3 protein-coding genes are annotated in these 2,005 nt (G+C 28.8%); all 3 read right to left on the bottom strand.

Going from position 1 to position 2,005, the window contains the following annotated elements; genetic code table 11:
• Nucleotides 1-73 precede the first annotated feature (73 nt).
• Nucleotides 74-304, bottom strand: coding sequence for an EexN family lipoprotein (locus LS81_RS10800; protein ID WP_034347340.1), 231 nt, complete (start codon nucleotides 302-304; stop codon nucleotides 74-76).
• Between the two features lie 10 nt (nucleotides 305-314).
• Nucleotides 315-842: a hypothetical protein gene (locus LS81_RS10795; protein WP_034347341.1), complete on the bottom strand. Its 528-nt coding sequence runs from the start codon at nucleotides 840-842 to the stop codon at nucleotides 315-317.
• Nucleotides 843-926: 84 nt separating this feature from the next.
• The coding region (locus tag LS81_RS10790) for a replication initiation protein (RefSeq protein ID WP_081956012.1) at nucleotides 927-2,005 on the bottom strand (1,079 nt) is incomplete at its 5' end.

Raw genomic sequence — 2,005 nt, 5'->3', positions numbered from 1 at the left:
GCTTGTTTCATTACATCAAGCACAGATTGAATGGATTCTCCTAAGTTTTGAAAGACTACTGATTCTGACATAACTAGAATCCTGCTTTTGTGTTATCTAGTATTTTTTGGTATGCTGCTTTACCTGCATGTTTACAATTAATACTGCTATCTATACCGCCTTTTTCTTTACATTCTTTAACTTTTTCTTCTCTTTCTTTATCATGATTCAAGTAATACTCTACACTTTTTTCACTCTCACCACAGCCAATAATTATACACGCAACAGCACCTAGCATTATACCTTTAAGTATATTTATCTTCATTATTTACTCCTTATTTTCTTTTGGCTTCAGCTTGTTCTTTAAGTCTAAAAAACCGCGAATGAACTTTCCCAAGTAATTTTTCTTCAGCTTTTAATTTATTTTTTAATCCCTGAACTTTTAAAATATTTGGATTTTCTTTCATAATTTCTTTATAAGCTTGTTCTGCTGTTTCACATAGAAATTTGACTTTTTCTTCTGTCCCATATAGTACCAAGCTACCCGTAATAACTTGATCACTATAGAACTTTTCCCAATCATATCTAGCGATGGTTACATCATTAAAAGAATCATCATCTTTTGCCATTGCATGATATTGTTTAAAACGATCAGCAATATCTTGTGGTAATTCACTGCAATCTATTTGCCTATTTTCTTCAGTATCTGTTTGATTGTTATTCTTATTTGCGAGTGCTTGAATAGGATGATTAACTTTTTCTCGTGTATCTTGGGAGAGTTTTAATAAATCAGCACACCCTACAAAACTCATCAAAGATGTTGAAAGCAATGTAAAAAAAAGCTCATGTTTTTTAAATGGCATACCATTCCTTTTTTTCGTATATTAATTTACATACACGAATATTATACACGATATCAAAAAAAATGCTTTTAATTTATTTTTGAATTAAATTCTTTGAAATAGTTGTGTTTTTCCACCCAATAAATTTTGTAAAAATTCTTTACTTTGTTGTATTTCTTTGGCTTGGCTGATATAAAAGAGTTCTTCTGCTTTATTTTTACATTGCTCAAGTATATTAATATCATTTTTGAAATTCTTTACTGCAATGTAAAAGAATTTCTTATCACTTATTCGTTCAAACACAGCAACAATTTGGTTTATATCTTCATTTGCATATTTCCAACCATAGTATTGGAATGTACCGCCTAGTTTTTCAAAGAAGAAACTTTTACCTGAATAGGTATCTAGCACTTCTATGATTTTATCGTTGAAATGTTTTTGTTTGGTTTTATCTCTTAGGATACGCTTGTCGTTATTTTTATAGTCAAAGATACATTCTATTTCTGTGATTTTTCTACCAGTTTTGAAGGTTTTTATCTCTAGTAGAATAATGTTTGATCTACCATTAATATCTTTTGTGGCTTGATTTAAGACTTTCTGTTTAAAATTATCCCATATTTCTAGGCTTTTTGGTACTTCTAGGATATTTTGCAATACAGCAACACTAATTTTTAGATTCTGTCTATTTTGCTTTAATTCTGAAACAAGCATAGTATAAATTCGAATACTATAAGCTGATTTCATTTGTTGTATATCTTTAAATTTAATTTGTGTGAAATTGTGTTTTAGATCTAGTAAATATTCCATTAAACTATCATTGAGTTTATAACTTACACAACTCTCTCCATCTTTGTATGAAATCCATTGAAAAAGTGGCATAATCTTAAAGCAATTCTTTTGTTTCATAGTTTTTTCATCAAGCAATTTAAAGTCTTCAATATAGACTTTTTTACTCATTGAATGGCAGATTTCTCTAATATATGCATAATCTATTTGTAATACTCTATTCTTATTCCATTGCCATATATCAATGACTTGATTAAGTGGCACTTCGCATATTTGGAAGAGTTGATCTTTTTGATTATTTATTTGTCCTACTATCCACATGAAAAATTTCATTTCATTCGCACTCATGTTGTATTTTGCATAGACAAATTTGTTGTCTTGTGTTACTACCATTTTTT

It is taken from the genome of Helicobacter trogontum, assembly GCF_000765905.2.
GTDB lineage: Bacteria > Campylobacterota > Campylobacteria > Campylobacterales > Helicobacteraceae > Helicobacter_A > Helicobacter_A trogontum.
Note: the sequence above shows the minus strand (reverse complement) of the source record. Positions and strands in the feature narration are given on the sequence as shown.

Bases quoted from the DNA above. Each gene is read 5' to 3' on its own strand.
- LS81_RS10800 (WP_034347340.1), bottom strand. From the start codon at position 304: ATGAAGATAAATATACTTAAAGGTATAATGCTAGGTGCTGTTGCGTGT.
- LS81_RS10795 (WP_034347341.1), bottom strand. From the start codon at position 842: ATGCCATTTAAAAAACATGAGCTTTTTTTTACATTGCTTTCAACATCT.